Source organism: Pantoea sp. EKM103V, from assembly GCF_011800365.1.
In the GTDB taxonomy this organism is placed as follows: domain Bacteria; phylum Pseudomonadota; class Gammaproteobacteria; order Enterobacterales; family Enterobacteriaceae; genus Pantoea; species Pantoea anthophila.
Genome location: NZ_JAALFQ010000005.1, coordinates 94,507 through 115,580 on the forward strand (window position 1 = coordinate 94,507; position 21,074 = coordinate 115,580).

The 21,074-nt window shown below is 56.2% G+C and carries 15 protein-coding genes and 1 pseudogene; 10 read left to right on the forward strand and 6 right to left on the reverse strand.

The features are described 5' to 3' along the window. Window positions 1–24: 24 nt before the first annotated feature. The 9 genes and pseudogenes from HFD97_RS12755 to HFD97_RS12795 all read left to right on the forward strand — a co-directional run bounded on the left by HFD97_RS12755 (window position 25) and on the right by HFD97_RS12795 (window position 16,430). The gene (locus HFD97_RS12755) at window positions 25–1,755 is read left to right on the forward strand and encodes a ShlB/FhaC/HecB family hemolysin secretion/activation protein (protein ID WP_167432052.1); all 1,731 of its coding nucleotides are present in this window, start codon (window positions 25–27) and stop codon (window positions 1,753–1,755) included. A gap of 27 nt (window positions 1,756–1,782) precedes the next feature. Then, window positions 1,783–11,949, forward strand: coding sequence for a hemagglutinin repeat-containing protein (locus HFD97_RS12760; RefSeq protein WP_167432051.1), 10,167 nt, complete (start codon window positions 1,783–1,785; stop codon window positions 11,947–11,949). After that, window positions 11,939–12,214, forward strand: a complete 276-nt coding sequence (locus HFD97_RS12765) for a hypothetical protein (protein WP_167432050.1) — start codon at window positions 11,939–11,941, stop codon at window positions 12,212–12,214. Before HFD97_RS12760 ends, HFD97_RS12765 begins: the two co-directional genes overlap by 11 nt. A 238-nt stretch (window positions 12,215–12,452) precedes the next feature. Further along, the gene (locus tag HFD97_RS12770) at window positions 12,453–13,547 is read left to right on the forward strand and encodes a VENN motif pre-toxin domain-containing protein (RefSeq protein ID WP_280117062.1); all 1,095 of its coding nucleotides are present in this window, start codon (window positions 12,453–12,455) and stop codon (window positions 13,545–13,547) included. After that, entirely contained in the window at window positions 13,544–13,933 is a 390-nt protein-coding gene (locus tag HFD97_RS12775; protein WP_167432049.1) for a contact-dependent growth inhibition system immunity protein, read from the forward strand. The genes HFD97_RS12770 and HFD97_RS12775 overlap by 4 nt, the downstream gene beginning before the upstream one ends. A gap of 325 nt (window positions 13,934–14,258) precedes the next feature. After that, window positions 14,259–14,747: pseudogene (locus HFD97_RS22385) on the forward strand (VENN motif pre-toxin domain-containing protein); the annotation flags it as partial. Window positions 14,748–15,401: 654 nt separating this feature from the next. Next, complete coding sequence (locus HFD97_RS12785; protein ID WP_167432048.1) at window positions 15,402–15,641, forward strand: hypothetical protein; 240 nt, start codon at window positions 15,402–15,404, stop codon at window positions 15,639–15,641. A 252-nt stretch (window positions 15,642–15,893) separates the two neighbouring features. Continuing rightward, window positions 15,894–16,064, forward strand: coding sequence for a DNA/RNA non-specific endonuclease (locus HFD97_RS12790; protein ID WP_244319805.1), 171 nt, complete (start codon window positions 15,894–15,896; stop codon window positions 16,062–16,064). Between the two features lie 33 nt (window positions 16,065–16,097). Continuing rightward, entirely contained in the window at window positions 16,098–16,430 is a 333-nt protein-coding gene (locus tag HFD97_RS12795; RefSeq protein WP_167432047.1) for an immunity protein YezG family protein, read from the forward strand. A 67-nt stretch (window positions 16,431–16,497) separates the two neighbouring features. Here HFD97_RS12795 and HFD97_RS12800 read toward each other — a convergent pair whose 3' ends face one another. Beyond that, window positions 16,498–16,812: a hypothetical protein gene (locus HFD97_RS12800; RefSeq protein ID WP_167432046.1), complete on the reverse strand. Its 315-nt coding sequence runs from the start codon at window positions 16,810–16,812 to the stop codon at window positions 16,498–16,500. Then, window positions 16,809–16,964, reverse strand: a complete 156-nt coding sequence (locus HFD97_RS12805) for a SymE family type I addiction module toxin (RefSeq protein WP_167432074.1) — start codon at window positions 16,962–16,964, stop codon at window positions 16,809–16,811. Before HFD97_RS12805 ends, HFD97_RS12800 begins: the two co-directional genes overlap by 4 nt. Window positions 16,965–17,046: 82 nt before the next feature. On the opposite strand from HFD97_RS12805, the gene HFD97_RS12810 reads away from it, so the two are divergent. After that, window positions 17,047–17,901 carry a glycosyltransferase family 9 protein gene (locus HFD97_RS12810; protein WP_167432045.1) on the forward strand — a complete coding sequence of 285 codons (855 nt, stop codon included), beginning with the start codon at window positions 17,047–17,049 and terminating at the stop codon, window positions 17,899–17,901. A 71-nt stretch (window positions 17,902–17,972) separates the two neighbouring features. Here the strand turns inward: HFD97_RS12810 and HFD97_RS12815 are convergent, their stop codons facing one another. Genes HFD97_RS12815 through fdxH form a run of 4 tightly spaced genes read right to left on the reverse strand, consistent with a single transcriptional unit; the run spans window position 17,973 to window position 21,069 of the window. Then, window positions 17,973–18,584, reverse strand: coding sequence for a glutathione S-transferase (locus HFD97_RS12815; RefSeq protein WP_167432044.1), 612 nt, complete (start codon window positions 18,582–18,584; stop codon window positions 17,973–17,975). A gap of 21 nt (window positions 18,585–18,605) precedes the next feature. After that, complete coding sequence (gene fdhE, locus HFD97_RS12820; RefSeq protein WP_058957166.1) at window positions 18,606–19,529, reverse strand: formate dehydrogenase accessory protein FdhE; 924 nt, start codon at window positions 19,527–19,529, stop codon at window positions 18,606–18,608. Continuing rightward, window positions 19,529–20,170 carry a formate dehydrogenase cytochrome b556 subunit gene (gene fdoI / locus HFD97_RS12825; protein WP_009088324.1) on the reverse strand — a complete coding sequence of 214 codons (642 nt, stop codon included), beginning with the start codon at window positions 20,168–20,170 and terminating at the stop codon, window positions 19,529–19,531. The genes fdhE and fdoI overlap by 1 nt, the downstream gene beginning before the upstream one ends. Then, window positions 20,170–21,069 (reverse strand): formate dehydrogenase subunit beta, encoded by a 900-nt coding sequence (gene fdxH, locus HFD97_RS12830; RefSeq protein ID WP_167432043.1) that lies wholly within the window; start codon window positions 21,067–21,069, stop codon window positions 20,170–20,172. Before fdxH ends, fdoI begins: the two co-directional genes overlap by 1 nt. Window positions 21,070–21,074 lie beyond the last annotated feature (5 nt).

Sequence of the window (21,074 nt, forward strand, 5' to 3'; positions counted from 1 at the left end):
TACAGTTAGTGAAATGGAATTTTCATGAAAAGGGATTCTTTATCGTTATGGCATTCGCCAGAACGTCTGCTCGCCATAGTCGCGGGCGCGCTGTTCTGCTTCTCTTTACCGCTGATGGCAGCCCCGGCTGCCGAAACGTCTCGCGAACAGGGCCAGGCCATTGATGCCCGCGAACAACAGCGTCAGCAGACGCGTGAGCGCGTGCTGCAACAGCAGAATGCGCCGCAGGTGAATGAACATCTTCCGCGTCCTGATAGTCGGTTGCCCGGTTATCCTGCTAATGAGCAGCCCTGCTTTACCATCCATCGGATCGCCCTGACGGGCGAGGCAGCCAGCCGTTTTCAGTGGGCGCTCGATGCTGCTTCAGACGCTACCGGCCGTTGCCTGGGCGGACAGGGCATCATGCTGGTCATCAACAAAGTGCAGAATGCGATTCTCGCCAGAGGCTATGTCACCACCCGCGTTATGGCGCAGGAGCAGGATCTGACGAAGGGCGTGTTGACGCTGACGCTGCAGCCTGGCCGTATCAGCCAGATCCGCTTCGAAGAACCCGTTTCCTGGCGTGGACGGCTTTGGAATGCCGTTCCGGCGTCATCAGGCGATATTTTGAATCTGCGGGATATAGAGCAGGGCCTGGAGAACTTTAAGCGGGTGCCCAGCGCCAGTGCTGACATTAAAATTGTGCCGGGCGAACAGGAAGCCACCAGCGATTTGCAGGTCAACTGGCACGAAGGCAGACCGGTACGGCTCAGTCTGGGACTGGATGACAGCGGATCTGAAAGTACCGGACGCTATCTCGGTTCTGCCACGCTGGCTGTGGACGCCCCTTTTGCGCAGAACGACCTGTTTTACGCCAACATTGGCAAAAATCTGTTTGAGCGTGGGCCGTTCGGCAGCCGCTCGCATACCCTGAATTACTTTTTCCCGATCGGGTACTGGGCCGTCTCCGCCAGCTACAACGACTACACCTATCACCAGAACATTCCCAATGCCAATGAGGTGCTGCGCTATAGCGGTAAGAGCGACAACGCCCAGCTCACGGTCTCCCGCCTGCTCTATCGCGACCAGTCCAGCAAAACCACACTGAATCTGCGCGGCTATCGCAAACACTCCACCAACGCCGTCAACAATATCGACATAGAGCAGCAAAAGCGGCGCACCGCAGGCTGGGAACTGGGCCTGAATCAGCGCAGTTATTTTGGCAGCAGCACGCTGGACGCGAATATTGTCTGGCGGCGCGGTACAGGGGCATTCAATGCATTACCTGCACCGGAAGAGCCGCGCCATCAGGGTAGTGCACGTACCGGCATACTGCTGGGCGACCTCGGCATCAACCATCCTTTCGCCCTCGGCGAGCAGCCATGGCGGGTCTACAGCAGCGTGCGGGGACAATGGAGTCCGAATGCGCTGACGCCGCAGGAGCGCATGGCGATTGCCGGGCGTTACACGGTACGCGGCTTTGACGGTGAACAGATGCTGTCAGGTGAAAAAGGTCTGCTGTGGCGCAACGAGATCGGCTGGGATCTTTTCTCACGCGGGCATGAACTTTATCTGGCCGCCGATTATGGTCGGGTAAGCGGGCCTGGCGCCCGGGATCTGGTCGGGCATCAGCTGGCAGGTAGTGCCATCGGCGTACGCGGCTCACTCTGGAGTCGCTTCAGCTACGACCTGTTTGCGGGCGTGCCGCTCTTTAAACCCGAGGGTTTTCATACCTCCGGCACCACGGCGGGTTTCAGCCTCAACCTGGAAATCTGACCACTCACTTTCACACGGATGTGACCCATGAATAAACATTGTTATCGTATTATTTTCAGCCGCACCCACGGTGAACTCCGGGTGGTGTCCGAACTTGCCCGCAGTTGCAGCACTGAACCCGGCCAGAGCCGGGGAAGCGGTGCGGCGCGTCTCTGGGTTACGTTACGCCGCACGGCGTGGCTGCTGGGAGTGGCGCTGTTTGCCGGGCCAGCACTGGCGAACGGCATTGTGGCGGATGGTAACGCTACGCCAGGTCAGCGGCCGGACGTCATCGCTACTCAGAACGGGCTGCCGCAGGTCAATATTACTGCGCCCAATCAGGCAGGAATCTCACACAACCAGTATCAGCAGTTCGACGTCGCACAGAACGGTGCCATCCTCAATAACTCAGCAGTGATGACCTCCACGCAACTGGCCGGCATGATTCAGGGCAACCCGAACCTCAAGCCTGGCGCTGCACCCGCGCGGGTGATCCTCAACGAAGTGAACAGCAACAATCCCAGCCAGCTTCGCGGTTATATGGAAGTGGCGGGCGGAAGGGCGCAGGTGATCGTTGCCAACCCGGCCGGGATTGTCTGCAACGGCTGCGGCACCATCAATGCCGGACGGATGACGCTGACCACCGGCAAACCGCAGCGCAACGCTGACGGCAGCCTGGCGGGTTATCAGGTTGAGCGCGGCGTGGTGCGCATTGAAGGCGGCGGACTCAACGGCGATCCCCGTCATGATACTGAATACGTAGACGTTCTGGCCCGCGCGGTGGAGATCAACGCGGGCGTCTGGGCCAAAAAAGAGCTGGCGGTGGTGGCTGGTCGCAACCGCATCAGTGCCGACACCCAGACGACCACACCGCTGGCTGACGACGGTAGTACCAGACCTGAACTGGCGATCGACATGGGTCAGATGGGCGGCATGTACAGCGGCCAGATCCGCATGATTGGCACCGAAGCGGGCGTCGGGGTACGGAATCAGAACGCCCAGGTGCAGGCGGATAAAACGCTGGTGGTGAGCAGTGAAGGTAAACTCGTCTGGCAATCAGCGGCACAGGATGGCGTCACGCAGGCCGCAGGCGACATCAGCCTGGCGGCCAGAGACAGCGTTGATTATCAGGGCAAGCTCCACAGTGGCGGTCAGCTGACGGTTCAGAGCCGCGAAGGCGGGATTACCCAGTCCGGCACGCTGGCGGCGGCTGGTGACGTACGGCTGACTGCGGCCCGCAGTATTCAGAGCAGTGGACACCTGCTGGCGGGCAGCGATGCCAGCAGCCAGATTGTGCAGGAAGCCAGTCTGCAACTGGAGAGCCAGGATACCATTCGCGCCAGTGGCAGCCTGTTGAGCAAAAAAGAGGTCAGCGCGCGCGGACGCCGGGTTGATCTCAGTGGCGCTCAGGTCGCTGCCAGCCGCGCCACCCTGACTGCTCAGGAAGCGGGGGTTGCCGTGCGTCAGGCGGTGATTAATGGCACGGAGCTGATGATAAACACCTCTGGAGATATCGAGGCGCAGCAGGCACAGATTAGCGTCGGACGCTGGCAGGTCGACGGACGCAGCCTGTTCAGCCAGCAGGCGGGATGGTCGCAGACCGGAAGCGGCGAGAGCCGATTTACGTTGTCTGGCGGGCTGGACAACAGCGAGGGTTCGATTGAGAGCCAGCAGCTCAGTTTTCAGGCCGCCTCGCTCAACAATCAGCGTGGCCGTATGGTCGCGCTTGATAACGCAGCGCAGCACTGGCGGATTGATAGGCTGTTTGACAACACGTCGGGCGAGCTGGGCAATAACGGCGATCTGACGCTTGAAACCGGCAGCCTGCATAACCAGGGCGGCACCATCAAAACCCAGGCGTCGCTGTCTGTCACTGCCCGCGACGCGGTTAGCAACAGTCAGGGTAATCTTCTGGCCGGTAATGCGCTGACGCTTAGCGCGGGCGGCGATCTGGATAATCACGCGGGCACTCTGAACGGCGGCCAGCTGTCGCTGACCGCGCAGCATTTGAATAATGCGCAGGGCGAGATTATCAGCCAGCGTGATCTGAGCCTGACGGCAAGCGGACTGGATAACTCAGAGGGCAAAGTGATTGCGTTGCAGGATTTGAGCCTGGCGACGACACAGGGCCTGGACAACAGCGATGGCGGGATCGAAGCGGGTCATCATCTTTCGCTCAACAGCGGCGGATTCTGGCAGAACAGCGGTGGGACGGCGCAGGGCGGTGAGCAGGTTACGGCGACGGCAGATCAACTCAATAACGCCAGCGGCCGCTTGCAGTCTGGCGGTGATCTGACGCTGACCAGCCGTGGCGATATCCTCAACCAGGGCGGAAAACTCACGGCGAAAAATGCTCTCGCGATCCAGGGCACCGCCGCGACGCTGTTTGATAACGATGGCGGGTCGCTGCAAAGTGGCGGCGATCTGCGCCTGCAGGTTGGCGCACTGAACAATCGTCAGTCAGGACAGATTCTCAGCCAGCAGGCGCTGACGCTCAGCCTGGCAGGCGATTGGGACAATCAGGGCGGCACCCTGACCGGCAACGGCAGCACGCAGGTCAGCGCCGCAAATCTGTTGAATGCCGGGGGCGCGATCAATGCGCTGGACGCGCTGGATATGCAGTTCGCGGGTCGTCTGGATAACCGTAATGGCCGCATCTTCAGTCGGCTAAGCCAGACGCTCCAGGCGCATGAAATTAGCAACGCCCAGGGCTGGATGGGCAGTCAGGCGAACTGGACTGCCGCGACTGCCGTTTTCGATAACACGGCGGGCAGCGTGCAAAGTCAGCAGCAGGCTGAGCTCTCGGCAAACTGGCTCAGTAACGCCAGCGGTGTGTTGCAGTCAGGCGCCGGGCTGGCGCTGCGCGTTGCACAGGAAATCAATAACCTGGCCGGTAAAGTCTCTGCGCAGCAGCAGCTGACCGTGCAGGGTCAGACCAGAGGCAGCCGCACCAGTAACATTAACAATGCAGGCGGCCAGTGGCTGGCTGGTGAAGGGCTGACGATCACTGCTGAGCGTCTCGATAACACTCAGGGTGGTCTGCTCTACAGTCAGCGGCAGTTAAGGCTGAACCTGGCCGGGGATCTGGATAACCGGGCGGGCAACGTGCAGAGCGGCGAAGCGCTCCAGCTTGATGCGCAGACGCTGAACAACGCGGGCGGCCACATCGACAGCCAGCAACAGCTCAGCCTGCAGCTGTCAGGAGAGATGGATAACAGCGGCGGTGCGGTGCGCAGTAACGGTGAACAGCAGATTCATGCTGCGACGGTCAATAACCGTCAGGGCATCTTCAGCAGTCGTGAGGCGATTAATCTGACAACAGGGCAACTGGAGAATGCCAGCGGCACGCTGATCAGTCAGGGCGCGGGAAATTATCACCTCAATGTGCTCAACAACCCGCAGGGCAAAGTCCACAGCGGCGCGGCGCTCTCCCTTGACGCTGCGCAACTGAACAATCAGGGCGGCCAGCTGATCGCCACCCAGGATCTCGTGCTGAAGGTCACGGCGATCGATAACAGCACACAGGGTGTGCTCAGCAGCCAGGCGGGACTCTCACTGCAGGCCGATCGTCTGAGTAGCCGCGACGGCGGCCTGTTACTCGGCACGACCTTTACCGACATAGCTGCCCGTGACATCGATAACAGCAGCGGACGGCTGCAGAGCGCCGGAACGCTCCTGCTTCGGGGTGTTGCACAGCTGGATAACCGGCAGGGACAGATGCTGGCGAATGGCGATCTCACCCTCAACGCCGATCTCTCACCGACTGATTCACCGCTGGTGCTGCTCAATCAGCGCGGACGGCTGGAGAGTGCGGGCGCATTAAACATCCATGCGCACGCTTTCGATAATCAGGGCGGTACCCTGCTCGGGCTGCAGGCTCTGAAGCTGACCGCGCAACAGGATTATACCCGCCAGGCGGGTGAAACCCTCAGCAGTAACGGCACGGTGACCTTCTCGCTGAGCGGGGCGTTTACTAACCTGGTGGACTGGCTGCTGCCGGGTAATCTGGTGCTGAATGCCACGGCTATTACCAACCCGGCGATGCTGGTGGGTAAAACCGTTCAGCTCACGACAGGTGCGCTGCTGAACAGCGGGCGGCTTGAAGCCGACGCCCTGACGCTGAATGTCGATTCGCTGGATAACAGCGCGACCGTGATGGGCGATGAGGTCACCGTGCGTGGTCGGGTGATCGATAACCACGGTCAGCCGGCGGTCATCGCAGCCACCCAAAGCCTGACGCTGCAGGCCCGCGAGCGGCTGAGCAACACAGAGGGTGCATTGCTTTACAGCGGCGATCGTCTGTCGCTGCACAGCGATGACCTGATCGAGAACCGGGCGAGTTTTATCGAAGCAGATGGTGATATGAAGCTGGAGGCGCGTCGGCTCGACAACCTGCGCGAAGGACTGGTGATTGAGCGCAACGCTCAGAGCAGCGACTACAAGTGGCATCGTTATAACTATTACTGGCGCTCTTACGGCTCAGCAGTAAGCTCCGATCTCAGCACCATGGCGTCTACCACTCAGCAGTTGACCTTCCAGGATGAGGCAGCGGCACAGAGTAATCCTTACGGCACGCTGCTGGCGATTGACGCTGCAGGCAAACGCGCCCAGGTCCGAGTCATGAACAATCAGGGTGTGCTGACCGATCTGTGGGTTAACTATCTGGCGCTGAACCCCAATGCCGACGGCACCTATGCCATGACGTTCTATGAAACCCGCGGATTCCGGCAAAATAATGTACCGACTCCCTATCAAAATACGGTTTGGCGTGAACATGATCGTGGACATCTGGAGCAGTGGGATCCCGAAAAGCATATCGACATCGACAATGCGCCGTTCGTTACTGATTACAACAATTTCCGTGAACGAACTGTAACCGGAACCGTAACGCGTGATCGGCTGGTCAGTGAAGGCATCGGCGCCCGTATCCTGGCGGGTGGCAACATGATCCTGCGCATTATTGACCAATTGATTAATGACGCCAGCGTGATTACAGCCAACGGTAATCTGACACTGGATGGCGGTGGCAGCATTGATAACCGCGGCTACTCGGTCAATGAGCGACGGCAGGAAGTGATTGTCGATCATATGGATAAAGACACTCACCACTGGTATCCAACCTTCAATTCTGACGAGACCACGGCCCTGGCTACCGTTGACGGCATCATTACCGGCAACGGTAACGTCAGTATCAGCGGAGCGAGCATCAGTAACACCACCGTTAATCAGGCGCAGGTCAGCCAGCTCGAGGCGGCGCTGCAGGCGGTGGACGCCGAGCGCGCAGAGTATGAACGTAACCCGCTGGCTTTTGCCATAGACGGCGTCGCTCACCATGACGGCGACACAGAACTTGCGGCGGGTAATTCATCGGGTTGCACGCTGTTACCGGCCGAGCTGGCGCTGACGACGCTGCAACAGCTGGAGAAAGTCGCCACAAGCATCCCCGATAACGGCCTGTTCAGCCAGCATACCGCGGCAGGTAGTCCGTTCCTGGTGGTGACTGACGAGCGCTTCACCAGTCGGGAGAAATTTATCAGCAGCGACTATCTGCTCGAACGGGTGGGCTATAACCCGTCGCAGGTGCATAAACGACTGGGCGACGGTTTTTATGAGCAGCGGCTGGTGCGCGAGCAGGTCCTGGCGCTGACCGGCAGGCCTTCCGTCAACGGCTGGGATGCGATGGAGCAATATCAGGCGCTGATGAACAACGGCGCTGAAGTGGCGCAGGATTTCCATCTGGTGCCGGGTGTGGCGCTGACGCCGCAACAGATTGCGGCGCTGCAGCAGGATATCGTCTGGCTGGTCAGCGAAACGGTGGATACGGCAGAGGGTCCGCAGAGCGTGTGGGTGCCAAAAGTCTATCTGGCACAGACTACCCTGCGCCTGACCGGTGATGGCGCGGTGATTGGCGGCGGTAATCTGCAGCTCTCGGCGGACAGCGTGACCAACGCCGGAAATCTCTTTGCGGACAAGGCACTGTCAGTCGACAGTAGTCAGTTCCTGCATCTGGGCGGCGACATCAAAGCGGGAAGCATTGATGTGAAGGCGGAGACGCTGACGATCAGCACCGATCTGCAGAATGCCCTGCGCCAGGCGACGATGAGCGCTGACGATATCAGCCTCAGCGGCACCGATATCCGGCTGCAGGGCGCGAAGCTCAATGCCACCGATAACCTCAGCCTGAGCGCACGCAACAACCTTGAGATCGGTACCGCAAAAAGCAGCCACAGCGGCAGCCTGAACGTGATTGCCGGGGCGATGGGAAATCGCACCAGCCGCGGCATGGAAGAGGCGGGCAAGCGCATGGCGCAGGTCAGCGGCGAGTGGCAGCAGGCACAGGGCAGTGAGCTTAACGCGGGTGGTAACCTCCTGCTCTCGGCGGGGCGTGATCTGACGCTGACCGGCAGCCAGGCCAGCGCCACCGGCTATGCCCGGGTTGAGGCTGGCGGCAACATCCACATCGGCGCGGAGACCACTACTAATACCACCCATCTTGAGGCCAACAGCCGGACCTCATCGGTCAGCAACAGCCGTCAGGAAGATCGTCTGCTGCTCAGCACTCTGAGCGGTGATCAGGGCGTAACGCTGGTCGCGGGCAATAATCTGCTGGCCGAAGGCGCGCAGGTTGACAGTGCCCAGGGCCGCATTGGCGTCAATGCGCAGAGCGTTACCATTAAGGATGCGCGTGCCCATACACAGGACCTGGACAGCGAGAACAGGCGCTTGGGTAATACCCGCAGCCATCGTGACGAGGAGACGGTTCGCGAAGGCAGCATGGGAAGCACTTTCAGCGGACAGCAGGGCGTAGCGGTACTCGGGCGTGAGGGTGACGTGACGGTCACCGGCAGCACGCTACACAGCGGACAGGGTGCTGTTGCGCTGCTGGCGAAAAAGGATGTCATCCTCAACCACACGACAGACAGCGAGCACCGCGCCTCACAGGAAAAAAGTCGCGGCCGGAAAACCAAGGGTGAACGCGCGGAGGAAATGCTGCGTGAGAACGTGGTGGGGAGCACGCTCAGTGGACGCGATGGCGTCACGGTGGTGGCGCAAGAGGGCAGCATCACCGCCACGACCAGCACGCTGCACAGTGAGCTGGGTGCCGTTGCGCTGCAGGCGAAACAGGATGTGACCCTCAATACCGCCACCGAACGGGAGTCACTGTTCAGCGAATCCCGCTCAGAGAAAAAAAGTTTCCTGAAGAAAAAGAGCAGCCACAGCATCTCGCTGGATGGCGCTACCCGGGAGAACGGCAGCCTGCTGAGCGGCGAAAGCGTCACGGTCATCGCCGGACGTGATCTGACGGTGACCGGATCGGCGGTGGTTGCCGATCAGGACGTCAATCTGCGGGCCGGGCGCGACGTGGAGATCGGCGCGGCGACCGAGACCGAGAGTCACTATCAGCTGGAAGAGAAGAAAAAGAGCGGCCTGCTGGGCAGCGGCGGCATCGGCTTCACCGTCGGCAAACAGTCAACCCGCCATGAAATCGATGAGAAGGGCACCACCCAGAGCCAGAGCGTCAGCACCGTCGGCAGCAGCCAGGGCAGCGTCAATGTTACGGCGGGCAACCGGCTGCACGCCGGCGGCGCAGACCTGGTGGCGGGGAAAGATCTGAACCTGACGGGCGACAGCGTAACTATCGACCCGGGCTTTGATATACGCAGCCGCAAGGAAACCTTCGAGCAGAAACAGAGCGGTCTGACCATTGCCCTGTCAGGCACGGCGGGCAGCGCGCTCAATACCGCGGTCAGCAGCGCACAGCAGGCGAGGAAGTCGGGGAACGCGCGGGTCAGCGCGCTGCAGAACACGCAGGCGGCGCTGAACGGGGTGCAGGCGGCGCAGGCCGCTGAGCGGGACAGCCTGCAGAATGGCGGAGCGGGCGGGACCAACACCATCGGCGTCAGCGCTTCGTACGGCAGCCAGTCGTCGAAAAGCGAAACCCGTACTGAAAGCCGCCAGTCGCAGGGCAGCACGCTGACGGCGGGCCGGAACCTGACCGTCACGGCCACCGGTAAAAACGGCTCGGCCCAGAGCGGCGACATCAGCATCACCGGCAGCCAGCTGAAGGCGGGCGGCGATATGAGCCTGGAGGCGTCGCGTGACATCCTGCTGCAGTCGGCGCAGAACACCCGGAGCATCGACAGTAAGAACAGCAGCAAAGGCGGCAGCGTCGGGGTCGGCATCGGCGTGGGGTCAGGCGGCTACGGCATCACGGTATCGGCGGGCGTGAACGCGGCGAAGGGCAGCGAAAAGGGCAGCGGGCTGACGCACAGTGAAACCACACTGGACGCGGGCAGCCGGCTCAGCCTGACCAGCGGGCGCGACACGACGCTCACGGGCGCGCAGGCAAACGGCAACAGCGTGAAGGTGGACGCGGGCCGCAACCGGACGCTGACCTCGGAGCAGGACAGCGACCGCTACGACGCGAAGCAACAGAGCGCCAGCGCGGGCGGCAGCTTCACCTTCGGCTCAATGACAGGGTCGGCGAACGTGAACGTGAGCCGGGATAAGATGCACAGCAACTGGCAGAGCGTGGCCGAACAGAGCGGGATTTTTGCGGGTCAGGGCGGCTTTGACGTGACCGTGGGTGAGCACACACAGCTGAACGGCGCGGTTATCAGTTCCACTGCCACCGCCGATAAGAACCGGCTCGACACCGGGACGCTGGGGTTCAGCGACATAGAGAATCATGCGGAATATGAGGTGCAGCATCAGAGCGCAGGCATGAGCACCGGCGGCGGCATCGGCGGGAACTTTGCCGGTAACATGGCCAACGGGATGCTGGCGGGGCTGAACGACAGCGGCAGCGCGGAGAGCACCACCAGGTCGGCGGTGAGCGAGGGCACTCTCGTCATCCGTGACCCGTCGAAGCAGAAGCAGGATGTGGCGGACCTCAGCCGCGACGTGGCGAACGCGAATCCGGGTTTGTACGTCATCTTCGACAAGGAGAAAGAGCAGAACCGGCTGAAGGCGGCGCAGCTGATAGGCGAAATCGGGGCGCAGGCGGGGGATATCGCGCGGACGCAGGGCCAGATAGCGGGCCTGAAGGCGCAGCAGGACCCGGCAGCACTGGCGGCCGCCAGGGAAGAGCTGGCCGGAAAAGGGAAGCTGAACCCGACGCCAGATGAAATAGCGAAGCAGGCTTACGACACGGCGATGAAGTCGTTCGGGACGGGTTCGTCCCTTCAGCAGGGCATCAGCGCGGTGACGGCGGCGGTGCAGGGGCTGTCGGGCGGAAACGTGGCGCAGGCGCTGAGCGGGGCGGCCGCGCCGTATGTGGCGGAAAAGATACATGAGCTGACGACGGACGCGAACGGTAAGGTGAATACCGAAGCGAACCTGATGGCGCACGCGGTGCTGGGTGCGGTAAGCTCGTATGCATCCGGCAACTCAGCGCTGGCCGGAGCCTCGGGCGCTGCGATGGGTGAATACATCGCGCAGCAGCTGTATCCGGGCGTTAAACGTAAAGACCTGAGCGAAGAGCAGCGGCAGACGATAAGCGCACTGGGGACGCTGGCGGCGGGTCTGGCTGGCGGTGTAGTCGGAGACAGCACGGCGGATGTTGTGGCGGGCGCGCAGGCGGGTAAGAACGCGGTTGAGAATAATGCGCTGAGCTTTGGTACGGGGATGGAAAGCTACGGTGGGGCAGTAAAATCCTGGAACCAGTATGCGGAAGCTAATGGTCTGACGCCGGAGCAGAAACAGGCGGGTCTGGACAAACTGGCGAAGGGAGACTTACCGGAAGGCGCTAATATCACCAAAGTCATCGTGAATGGATATAAAGATGGTGTGCTGATTGCCGGTGCAGGTTATTTAGGGCCTGCGGCTTCGGTGGGAAAAGTAGTTGGCGGTGCAGTAATAGCGGAAATAGCGAACGGGACATATCAGTGGTTCGATATAAACAGTGATAAGAACCAGATGTTACCTGAAAATAAGCAGAAAATCTGGGACTACTGGGGCAGCGCTTCTGCGGCTGTAACCGGTGCTCTGGCTCCGGGGCGTGGCGTCTGGCAGAACGTGGGAATAGCGGCAGGTGGCGCAGTGCTTACGGATGGGGCTGATGTCGGCGCTATTGGTGGGGCGGCATTAGGGGCTTGGGCTGGAGGGAAGTTCGGAGAGTTAGCTCCTTTCCCTGGAGAAGTTAATGACCTGTTTGGTGGCATCGGAGGAGAAATCATAAGTAATAAATTTAAGGATAAAGTTAATGAAAAATAAAAAATCACCGAAGAGAGCAACTTTTACTGTTTTCCTGTTAAGCACGATTTATTATGGATGTTGTTTTTTTGCGTTTATTTTCTTGATTAATAACGTAATCATTGAGTTAATTACATCCGGAGAAATTGATTTATCCAAAAGATCCTTAAGCTACCTATCTGTTGTGAGTTTGATTATTGGAATAGCTTCGGGATCAAGAATATGGATTTTCGCCAAAATAGATGAACGCAAAGCCCGCAAATCTCCCCCATCCGATCCGCAGTAAACAGCTATCCCGGCCATACAGCGCCGGGATTTTTTTATCTGCCGAGCACTCCTCAGCCAGCCGGGGGATATCGCGCGGACGCAGGGCCAGATAGCGGGCCTGAAGGCGCAGCAGGACCCGGCAGCGCTGGCAGCGGCGAGAGAAGAGCTGGCCGGAAAAGGGAAGCTGAACCCGACGTCAGATGAAATAGCGAAGCAGGCTTACGACACGGCGATGAAGCCGTTCGGGACGGGTTCGAGTGCTTCAGCAGGGCATCAGCGCGGTGACGGCGGCGGTGCAGGGGCTGTCGGGTGGAAACGTGGCGCAGGCGGTGAGCGGCGCGGCCGCGCCATACCTGGCGACGGAGATACACAGGCTGACGGAAGGCAACCCTGAAGCGCAGGCGATGGCGCACGCGGTACTGGGTGCGGTAACCTCTTACGCATCCGGCAACTCAGCGCTGGCGGGTGCAGCGGGCGGCGTCAGTGGTGAGCTGATGGCGAAGCTGGTGATGAACCAGCTGTATCCGGGTAAAACGGTCAGCGACCTGAGCGAGACGGAGAAACAGCAAATCAGCGCCCTTGGGACGCTGGCAGCGGGTCTGGCAGGCGGTGTGACTGGAGACAGCACAGCCGGCGCGATGGCGGGTGCGCAGGCGGGTAAGAACGCGGTTGAGAATAACTATCTGAATGTAGTTGCGGAAGGCTGTGCTATCGCTGCACCTTGTCGTAGCAAGGTTGCAGAGCAGCTACTGGAGATAGGTGCAAAAGTCGGAATAGCGGGCCTTGCCGGAGCGGCTATTAAGGATGTTGCCGACAAGATGACTTCTGATGAACTGGGGCATCTTGTTACTCTGGAAATGATGGGTAATGATGAGATAACCGGTAAATATCTGAGTTCGTTGCAGGATAAGTATGGTTCTGGTAGTGACTCAGCGCCAAATGTTGGCGCAAATCTGACGGATGCAGAGAAGGCTGAACTGGGTGGAGCCGGATCGGGAACACCACCACCGCCAGAAAATGATCCTGAACAACAGAGTCATAAACCTGTACAGAAACTAAATCAGAAGCAGGAAAGCTCAATCAAAAAAATTGATAACCTGATCAAGAATTCGGTTAAAGATCATGATATCACTGGAGCATTAAAAGATATGGATGGTAATCCAATAATAAAACCTGACAGCGGTGGAAAATATTGGAATCATATGAAGGAAATGCAAGATACTCTTAACCGGTTGAGAAATCATGCAAACACATTGAAAAATGTAAACAATCCTGAAGCACAGGCTGCTTATGAAAGAGCAACTGATGCTATTAAAAAACTCGAATCAGCAATAAAGGGATATGGGATATGACTACGTTTAGAGAATTATTATTGATTAAAAATAGTAATTATGTGCCAAACAATCTTTCTTCCTTAGATGAATGGTTTAGCGGTGTTCTGGATGTTTCTCTTGATGAATTAGAAGTTGGTGATGTTGCTCGAGCAATAAGGCAGGAACTATTTTTGGAGGAAATTCTGCCAATAGCTGAAGTTATTTTAAGGCAAGATCCACTGGCTGGAGAAGACTATGATGGGCAATTAATATCATCTATAGCTTCTTTAAATAGTAGTGAGGTGAAAACTGTACTACCCTCTCTCCGGAGTATTAGTTCTTTTTTAAACCAGCTGGACAAAACTATTTTTGATAACATGAATATCACAGATATAAAAAAAATAGACAAATTATCTAACAATTAAATATGGAATTCCAGCCAAAAAAATCACTGGGTTTTTAATTTATAATCCGCTGGTTACATTAAAGCGATAGCCACTCCACTGTTCCTTTCAGGGGCTTCCTTCGTGACCGTTTCTGCGGCGTGGCAATGGATTTAATCCTGATGGTTCGTTCAATGATTTATTAGATTCACCGGTTAGGAAAGGGCCCAGAAAAATTAGAACTGTTTTTTCAGTCCAACGAAAACGAAGAACTGCCTCTTGAAGTTCAATTAGATCGAGAAAGAGTTACTGAGATCAACCAAGAAAAGGAACAGATGACCTTGAAATTGAGTTGTTTGGAAGCGATGTTTACAGCAACTTTTATAATCAGGCGTTCGTTGACAGCGGATTCGGAACCGGTGGTAAGGTGCAGCGTGCCATCAGCGCGGTGACGGCAGCGGTGCAGGGGCTGTCGGGCGGGGACGTGGCGCAGGCGATAAGCGGCGCGTCGGCACCTTACCTGGCCGAAAAGATACATGAGCTGACGACGGACGCGAATGGTAACGTCAATACCGAAGCGAACCTGATGGCGTACGCGGTACAGGGTGCGGTAACCTCGTATGCATCCGGCAACTCGGCGCTGGCAGGCGCATCGGGCGCGGCGATGGGCGAGTACATCGCGCAGCAGCTGTATCCGGGCGTTAAGCGTGAAGACCTGAGCGAAGAGCAGCGGCAGACGATCAGCGCGCTGGGGACATTAGCGGCGGGGCTGGCAGGCGGCGTGGTTGGTGACAGTACGGCGGATGCGGTGGCGGGCGCGCAGGCGGGAAAATCGTCGCTGGAAAACAATAATCTTTTACTGCCAAGACCAGTAGTTGTGCCTGTTCCTGGATTACCAATGAGTCCGGGCGACAAAGTTGTTCAGGACGCTAACAACAATATCGCATCGGAACTGGATAAGGCTGTGAAAGAGTCAGGAACTGAGGCGGATACGCCGCCGATTACGGATGGCCCTTCAATCGTTGAAGCACGTGACGAAGCTGCAAAGACCCGCGATCCGAATGTGGCGAAGGATCTGACAGATGCGGAGAAAGCAGAGCTGGGTGGTTCAGGCTCAGGAACGCCAGGCGGCTGGGGACCTCAGGATGAGGAGAATGCGCGGAGTAATAAAAGTAACCAAAACAATAATTTTGATCGTTTCAAAAAAGATGACCTTATTTCTTCAGCCAATGAGCCAATTAACGAACAGGGTTTATCCGCAGCGGCGAGAGCATAGGAGATACATGCTGGCAAGCCTGCGGTGTTTTTGAACCATTAAAAGGTAATCCAGCTCAAAAAAGCGAAGCTGTGAATAAGTTTGTAAACGAAGTTTTGAATAATACAAATACTGTAAAAACAGATCTTTCCAGAGGAGGTGTAGAGTATAGGCTTCCTGATGGGAGAGGAATACGCTATAAATATGATGGTTCATTTTCTGGTTTCTTAGTTCCTAAAATGCCGAGATAAAAATATGGACAATAGCTTTGAAATAACCTTCTTCAGTGATTCTAAATATGAAGAAATTACAGCAGAGATCTCTTACAAGGATCAAATACTTTGCCAATTAAATAAAGATAAGGGACCCGATAATGTTGAAATTGAGTTTTTTCCGGATGCTAGGTTATTAGCTGAGCAGGATAGAATGAAGTTCAGCTTGAGTACTTTTTTACAAGTAATAACTGAAGCAACGGAAGAATTAAAAATATCTTAACTTACTGTGAATCCTGGGCAGTCTGGCCGTGATTTTTGCTTTTAAGCCCCGAATCTTCTCGCATAAGCCGCCATAACCGGAGCACATCGGGTGCAGCAATAATCTCATGCTGTCCCGGCCCGGTGATCACTTCTATCTTTAGCCCGGTTGTAAAGCCAATAGTCAGGCGTGATCTGACGGTGACCGGATCGGCGGTGGTTGCCGACCAGGACGTCAATCTGCGGGCCGGGCGAAAAGCTGAACCTTCTGCCAATGGATTGTAATCTGAATAAAGGTGCCTGGAAACAGATGGAAAATACCTGGGCAAGAGCGCTGAGTGAAGGCAAGGAAGTGAAGGTCAATATTCAGCCATCATATGTGGGTGATAGTGTCAGGCCAGATAAATTTAAAGTTGTATTCGGTAGACGGTGGTCGCCCAATTGAAAAAGTATTTAACAACGCCCCAGGAGGTAAATAATGCGAGCTGACCAAGAAATATATAATGATATTGGATCAGTATTACTATCAATCACACCTGAAAATGCAGTGAAAATTATTCTGTATGCAAAGTTAGAACCGGAAAGTGATTGTGGGGAATTTACTTATGACTATGTTGATAAATTCGGTGATCAGCACTGGGTGACTGAGACTGGCAATGCAAGCGAAAACCTCTTGGATCTTCTTGTTGAGCTAAGAAATTATTTTGTTGCTAACTTCAAATATCAGGAAAAACCGTTCTGGCACGGTTGTGAAGTCACTGTAGATATTGAAACGCTCAAGATAAATATTGATTTTAAATATGATGATTAAGTAAAAGATCCCGGTCATTGCGCCGGGATTTTTACATTTAAGCCCTGAAGCCTCTCGCTTACCGCCGCTACAACCGAAACACACCGGGCGCAGCGGTAATCTCCAGTTGTCCCGCTTCAATGATACCAAAACCGGTCATCCAGTCGCCGCCGAGAATCACTTCGCCACTCTCACGCACCCAGTCTGCCCCCACATCATGCCACTGCTGGCTGGCTTCACAGAGTGCTTTCCACTCTGCTTCACCGGTCACGGTTGTCACCGACAGCGTGTTATACCGCAGCATCAGCCGGATCGGTGCGTCGGTAGTAAATCCGAGCGCGGCCAGCTGGCCGCCCGTGGTGGTTAGCTGCGGGACGGGTTCCTGAATAAAAGTAATGTTCATGCTTCTTCCTCCGTGAAGTGTGTGGTGCGGATAATCAGCTGGCCCTGTTCGGCGATGATATTTACAGGCTGTCCTTTGATAAATCCCCACTGTTCTGGCCATCGTCCTTTGATGGTCAGTTGTGGCAATGGATTCGGTCTGCCGCTTATCAGATATGTTTATAAGGCGAGAAATTGCAGTTATAACCATTACCTGAAGTCTTTGAACCATAACGTTTCAAGGGCAACGATAAAGATGCTAAATAGAAATGAATATGATCTAATTATTGATCCTTGTTTATCCGAAACACCGGTGCATCGGATGAAACTGTTTAATGATATCAATGCGAGGTTCGTTATTGGGTTAAATAAAAAACCTGATATGGGCCATTACACCGTTTCAGTATCTTTTAAAAATGAAAAACAGCATGTTACAGAATTATTGTCTTTGTTCTGCATAATGATTGGCGTTAAAGCTACAGGCAGTGTCGATTATAGTTTATATTTTCCTGATAGCGTGCTTAATGAGGTAAAAGATTTTCTTAACCCCTGGAAAAAAAAGAAAAAGATTATTATTAATGCCTATGCAGGCACCCCAGAAAGAAACTTCTCACAACAGCAATTGCTGGATCTTATTCATCTGGTTAATAAAGGTAAAGAAATAAAGTTAATTATTCTGGATCATCGTAACGAATTATTAGTGCCGCTTCCTAGTGGTGTTGTAAAAAATCCCTTTTGCACATTGCATCATGTAATGGCATTGATTAAAGAATCGGATATAGTTATAACTCCTGATACTTCAATTGTACATATCTCGGCTGCGTGGAAAAAACCACTCATCGCCGTTTATAAAAACTTACCTAATAATAATATGTGGGCACCAGGGTATGAAAACGCAAGCCACCTTATTGTTCATGATGATAAAACTTCTGATGCTGATAATATTCCTGAGCGTATTTTCAACGAGATTGTCCGCAGGAATTTACTGGACAGGCATGAGATGAAAATCCAAAGCCCGGTATCGGTGACCGAGTTGAAAGAACCTGTTAGTAAGTACGGTTATCATGTTCCCGAGCGCTCTATCGCCTCCTCTGATCAGCTCTGCTGCTGACCAGCAGATAAAATGTTCTACTGTGCCAGACACCATTGCCACTCTTAATAGGTCTGGCTACAGCACACCCATCACGCCGCAGGCGGCGTCGTCATTGCAAAGCTCTCACGCTGAAACAGCGTTTCCGCCAGCTTCACCAGTGCCGGACGCTCAACACACCAGTTAGGCACCACGCGGCGGAAATTGAGATAGCCAATCATACAGCCAGTGGCGATATCCGCCAGATTGAGCTGACCGTTGTTGAGCCATTTTCCCTCTGCGGCTTTCGCTTCCAGCATGTCGAGGCTGCGCTGAATCTTTTCCCGATTGCGCACCAGTACCTCCTCTGACTGCAAATCCCCCGGCCGCAGCTGCTCGCGCACGATCACCAGCGCGGCATCGCAGATGCCATCCGCCAGCTTCTCCAGCTGACGGATGTTAAGCGACGCAAGCGGATCAGCAGGCAGCAGGGCAGGGTCTGCCCCGCGCAGTTCCAGAAATTCCGCGATGATGCTGGAGTCGAACCAGATTTGCTTATCGTCAGCGACCAGCGCCGGGACTTTGCCCAGCGGATTGTAGTGCGGTACGTGGCTGTCATCGCTGTAGGGCGAGGCGTTGACGAATTCAAACGTAATGCCTTTTTCCAGCATGATAATCGAAATCTTACGCACAAACGGGCTGGTATAGCTGCCAATCAGTTTCATCGGGTTCTCCGGATTCATCGCCTATTCGCCAGGAAACATAAAGGGGTTGAGACTGCTGCGAGCAAAACCTTCCTGCTCCATCCGGGCATCCAGTATCAGCGATGCCAGATCGTCGGCCACCGGTTCGATGGCCGGATCTTTCTCCTGATAGAGCATCTTCAGGTAGGTGCCACAGTCGCCGCAGCTCTCTGCCTTCACCGCCGCCAGCTCGCTGTTGAGCGACCAGTAGTGCAGATCGCGGGACTGCTCGCACTGGGTACACTTACTGCGTACCACATGCCATTCACTTTCGCACAGATTACAGTGCAGGTAACGCGCGCCTTCATCACTGCCCATATGGACCACGCTGGCGACCGGCATACTGGCGCACACCGGACAGAACTGCCGCTGATCGCCCATCTCCGCCCGCGCTTTGCCCGGGATCAGGGCCGCCATCTGCGCCCAGTAGAGCGAGAGCGCCGCCCAGATAAAGGGCGCTCTGTCGCTGCTGACCTGCGCATAATCGCCGGTAAACAGCGCACTGGCCAGCGTCTCCAGCTCGGTGGCGGAGGCTTTTTCCAGATTCTCCAGCACCGCCAGCGCCTGACCGCTCATCTCCGGCTTCAGTTCGGCAATCAGCGAGTGCAGCAGCCGCTGCCAGTGCGGATCGCGCGGCAGGGTGTGGATGTTCAGCGGCGGCTTACCCTCGCTGGCGCTCTGCGTCAGTCGGGCATGCAGATCGATATGCAGCGGGTGGTCATACAGCACAATCTCCTGCGCTTCGGCGATCGTTGCCGCAAAGCGCAGATAGTCGCCGAGTGGATTTTTCGCCGCCAGGTCGCGCAGTCGCGCAGCACGACGGCTGTATAAATTTTTCAGCCGTGGAAAAAGTAACGGCGGAATCCTCTCCGCCGTGTTCTTTTCGCCTTTCTCCAGCTGATCTTGCGGGATTATGCGAATACTCATCAGGGGCGTTTATCCTGTTTTTCTGGCAGTTTACGCTGCTCACGAAACCAGCGGGGATGGTGATGTCTGGCCCAGTCGGCGCTGACCCAGCCCTCAACCATCGCGGTCAGTGTGCCTTTGACCCACAGTGCAGCATAAACATGCACCATGATGACGATGATCAGTACCACTGCTGACACCGAATGCACCACCAGTGCCAGACGAATCAGCGGAATGGCGAAGGCATCAGCAAAGTAAGGTCGCCAGATCACAATGCCGCTGGCAAGCAGCAGGACTAAGCTGATGATAGCAGCCCAGAACACACACTTCTGACCAAAGTTATATTTACCGGTATCACCCACCTCTTCATTGCGTGCAATCCGGTGAATATTTCTGGCCCAGCAGAGGTCATCACGATTGATCAGGTTCTCTTTCCAGTAGCGCAAAAACATCAGCATAAAAGCGGCAAACATCACCACACCGGTGAAAGGATGCAGAATACGCGCCAGTTGTGGCGTGCCGAATATCTGCATCAGCCAGTTGAAGGAGGGAAAGAAAAACCCCAGACCGCTTAAGGCCGTGATGACAAAGCAGATTGCGACGATCCAGTGATTAATGCGTTCCGGTGCGCGGTAGCGCACCAGACGATCGGACTTGTTCATTATTTATCCTCCCTTTGCTGATCGTCGTCACTGTCGTGCGCGTCGGTGACGCGATTCGGACCGACGCCGACATAGTGGAAAATGGATGCGGCGAACGTGGCGGCAAAAACCACCGCCGCCAGCGGTTTCCAGACCCCCTTCCAGAAGGTCACGGTCGGGCTGATGCCCGGATTCGCTGGCAGGCCGTGATAGCGCTGGGGCTTGTCAGCATGATGCAGCACATACATCACGTGGGTGCCGCCCACGCCTTCCGGGTTGTAGAGACCCGCCTGTGCAAACCCGCGCGACTTCAGCTCTGCTACGCGCTCCTCCGCCAGCGTCAGCATGTCGCTTTTGCTGCCGAAATGAATGGCGCCGGTCGGACAGGTCTTCACACAGGCGGGTTCCTGGCCGACGCTGACGCGGTCCACGCACAGGGTGCATTTATAGGCGCGGTTATCCTCTTTATTGATGCGGGGCACGTTGAAGGGACAGCCCGCGATGCAGTAGCCGCAGCCAATGCACTGCTCAGACTGAAAATCGACGATGCCGTTAGCGTACTGGATGATGGCGCCTGCTGACGGACAGGCTTTCAGGCAGCCGGGATCGGCGCAGTGCATGCAGCCATCTTTGCGGATCAGCCAGGCGAGCCTGCCGTTCTCTTCCACTTCTGAAAAGCGCATCACCGTCCAGGATTTGGCGCTCAGATCGGTGGGATTGTCATAGACCCCGATGTTGTGACCGACCTCATCGCGGATGTCGTTCCATTCGGAGCAGGCAACCTGGCAGCCTTTGCAGCCAATACAGGTGGTGACGTCAATAAGCTTCGCCACTTCGCGCTGGTGATCGCGCGCCTGCGGCGGCGGGGTAAAGCCACTGGTCGCAGAGCGACGGATAATATCTTGTGATTGATAAGCCATGGTCA

Coding starts and splice junctions, on each gene's coding strand:
- HFD97_RS12755 (WP_167432052.1), top strand. CDS start 25: ATGAAAAGGGATTCTTTATCGTTATGGCATTCGCCAGAACGTCTGCTC.
- HFD97_RS12760 (WP_167432051.1), top strand. CDS start 1,783: ATGAATAAACATTGTTATCGTATTATTTTCAGCCGCACCCACGGTGAA.
- HFD97_RS12765 (WP_167432050.1), top strand. CDS start 11,939: ATGAAAAATAAAAAATCACCGAAGAGAGCAACTTTTACTGTTTTCCTG.
- HFD97_RS12775 (WP_167432049.1), top strand. CDS start 13,544: ATGACTACGTTTAGAGAATTATTATTGATTAAAAATAGTAATTATGTG.
- HFD97_RS12785 (WP_167432048.1), top strand. CDS start 15,402: ATGGACAATAGCTTTGAAATAACCTTCTTCAGTGATTCTAAATATGAA.
- HFD97_RS12790 (WP_244319805.1), top strand. CDS start 15,894: ATGGATTGTAATCTGAATAAAGGTGCCTGGAAACAGATGGAAAATACC.
- HFD97_RS12795 (WP_167432047.1), top strand. CDS start 16,098: ATGCGAGCTGACCAAGAAATATATAATGATATTGGATCAGTATTACTA.
- HFD97_RS12800 (WP_167432046.1), bottom strand. CDS start 16,812: ATGAACATTACTTTTATTCAGGAACCCGTCCCGCAGCTAACCACCACG.
- HFD97_RS12810 (WP_167432045.1), top strand. CDS start 17,047: ATGCTAAATAGAAATGAATATGATCTAATTATTGATCCTTGTTTATCC.
- HFD97_RS12815 (WP_167432044.1), bottom strand. CDS start 18,584: ATGAAACTGATTGGCAGCTATACCAGCCCGTTTGTGCGTAAGATTTCG.
- fdhE (WP_058957166.1), bottom strand. CDS start 19,529: ATGAGTATTCGCATAATCCCGCAAGATCAGCTGGAGAAAGGCGAAAAG.
- fdoI (WP_009088324.1), bottom strand. CDS start 20,170: ATGAACAAGTCCGATCGTCTGGTGCGCTACCGCGCACCGGAACGCATT.
- fdxH (WP_167432043.1), bottom strand. CDS start 21,069: ATGGCTTATCAATCACAAGATATTATCCGTCGCTCTGCGACCAGTGGC.